General features: G+C 65.4%; 2 protein-coding genes. Both read right to left on the bottom strand.

Features of this window, described 5'->3' with window-relative positions:
• The coding region (locus V6M52_RS12095) for an ATP-dependent Clp protease proteolytic subunit (RefSeq protein WP_332701204.1) at positions 1-271 on the bottom strand (271 nt) is incomplete at its 3' end.
• Positions 272-418: 147 nt separating this feature from the next.
• Complete coding sequence (locus tag V6M52_RS12100; protein WP_332701205.1) at positions 419-1,465, bottom strand: hypothetical protein; 1,047 nt, start codon at positions 1,463-1,465, stop codon at positions 419-421.
• Positions 1,466-1,507: the final 42 nt, after the last annotated feature.

Below are 1,507 nucleotides of genomic sequence, written 5' to 3' on the forward strand. Positions count from 1 at the left end.
AGTAGCGGATGATGTCGTGGATGGTGTCGCCGCTTTCCACATGGCCGCCGGGGGAGTTGATCACCACCTTGATCGGCTTGCTGTTCTCGCTGGCCAGGGCCAGGAGTTGGGCGGTCACCCGCTCGGCCAGGCGCATGTCGATCTCGCCGAACACCAGCACAGTGCGCGCGTGGAACAGCGCGTTCTGGACGGGCCCGGAGGTCATCGGCATGTCGGGCTTGCGGGCGTTCTCGTCGCCGTCGTCGTCTTCGTCCAGGCGCCAGTTACGCATAGGTCAGGTCTCCAAAATTCGTTGCACGGAACGTGCGTCGCTCCGCGGCCATCCGCAAGGGTCGGAACCTCTTGCAGTGGCCGATAATGTTCAAGATTTCCGGCTTTAGGGCGTTTCGCCGAGGATTGGATAGTTCGCCCACGCCCCTTAACGCACCTTGAGCGCCAGGATCACCAGCAACGCCGAGACGCCGAGGTGCACCAGCATGAACCGCACCAGGACCTGGCTGTTCGACCAGCCCAGCTCCTTGCGGCAGTGGTCGTGCAGCGGGAAGCGCACGCCACCCAGGATCTTCAGGCCGAAGAACCGCATGAGGGCGACCTTCACCAGCCCCGTCGCGCCGTTCAGCAGCAGGACCGAGCCGATGAGCAGCAGGAACAGCGGGTTATTGGTGGCGACCACCAGCATGCCGATCAGGAGCCCGATGGGGCGTGAGCCGGCGTCGCCCATGAGCACCAGGCTGGGCGCGGCGTTGTACCAGAGGTATCCGGCGATGGCGCCGACCATGAGGAAGGCCATGATCGCCCAACTCGCGCCCTCCGGGTTGACCGGAATATTCAAGTGCTGGGCGACCACCTCGTTGCCGATCACCGCATAGAGCAGGCCGCCGAGGATCAGCAGGGCGGTGGCGGTGAGGCTGCCGGAGACCCCGTCGACCCCGTCCGAACAGTTGGTGGCGTTGATCGAGAGCCAGATGATGCCGGTGGCCACCGGGGTCGCGATCCACGGCGACAGCAGGATCGCGTCCCGCCAGCCGGGCAGCCAGATCGCCACCGGCTGCATGCCGTAAATGACCATCGAGGCGCCGACGGCGATGGCCAGGTCCATGGCGGCGAGCTGGTACTCGCTGAAACCCCCGCGGCGATCGTCGAAATAGCCGACCATCATCGCCGCCAGGATGAAGGGCAGCGTCAGCAGGCTCCGCGCGCCGAAGGGGACGAAGATCAGGGAAGCCACGCAGAAGATAGTCACGAAGATCAGGCCGGCGCTGATCGGCTTTCCCACGCTCTGTTCGGCGTTGATGGCGAACGCCCGTCCCCGGTCGGTGGGAAGCGCCGGCCAGAGCTTCGGCAGGATGACCCAGGTGACCAGGGCGCAGCAGGCGAAGCCGATGGCGGCGAGGAAGAAGAACGAATCGAACAGCCGCAGCGGTCCCCAGACGTGGCCCAGCGTCGCGTAGATCCAGTTCAGCATGCGGGGCGTCCGGGGCGGTGAGGGATTGAGGGATTTCTATCA

It is taken from the genome of Devosia sp. (assembly GCF_036676215.1).
GTDB lineage: Bacteria > Pseudomonadota > Alphaproteobacteria > Rhizobiales > Devosiaceae > Devosia.

Coding starts and splice junctions, on each gene's coding strand:
- V6M52_RS12100 (WP_332701205.1), bottom strand. CDS start 1,465: ATGCTGAACTGGATCTACGCGACGCTGGGCCACGTCTGGGGACCGCTG.